The organism is Prevotella sp. C0026C3, from assembly GCF_056590795.1.
On the sequence record NZ_JBWPWW010000057.1, the window covers coordinates 1 to 554 of the forward strand.

Below are 554 nucleotides of genomic sequence, written 5' to 3' on the forward strand. Positions count from 1 at the left end.
ACACACACAGGCTAACCGCCGGTCAACTCTCTTTTTTAAATATACGCATACGCGCGCGAGGCGCAGGTATGGAAACATAGGCAGGACGGGGATTCCACGGGAATTTCCTTCCTGCCTTTTTCGTGTCCGCTCGCCAGACGGACAAAGCTCGCATAAGCAAGCGTCAGCAATAGACATTTCTCAAGTATAATTATCAGTTAAAGAACAATATCAAAAAAACGAGCAAAATGAAAAAGAAAAAGTACATTACACCCAATGTTGAAACCGTTCCCACGGAAATGGAACAGAGCCTGCTCGCCGGCAGCGGAATAAGAGGTTCGATGGACAGTGATGAAAGCGACTGGGAGGAGGTAGACGACAGCGCCCCATCAGGTTCAGAATGAAACTCGACTAGGTTGAGCAAGTCCTTCAACAGCGACTGGAAAACCGGGTGGTAGGCGGAAGCAGCTTACAGGAAAGCGACTACGAAACAAAAGCATCAAACGACAAAAATGATTAAGAAAGACTGTATGAAAGCAATCAAAGCAATGAGACAGGCAGCGGTGACCGTAACG

At 47.3% G+C, this 554-nt stretch carries 1 protein-coding gene; it reads left to right on the plus strand.

What is annotated here, in order from left to right; all coding sequences use genetic code 11:
• Positions 1-227: 227 nt before the first annotated feature.
• Positions 228-383: a hypothetical protein gene (locus AC1EK4_RS11980; RefSeq protein WP_156431106.1), complete on the plus strand. Its 156-nt coding sequence runs from the start codon at positions 228-230 to the stop codon at positions 381-383.
• The last annotated feature ends 171 nt before the right edge of the window (positions 384-554 follow it).

Excerpts from the sequence above, each read along its gene's own strand:
- AC1EK4_RS11980 (WP_156431106.1), top strand. The coding sequence starts at position 228 with ATGAAAAAGAAAAAGTACATTACACCCAATGTTGAAACCGTTCCCACG.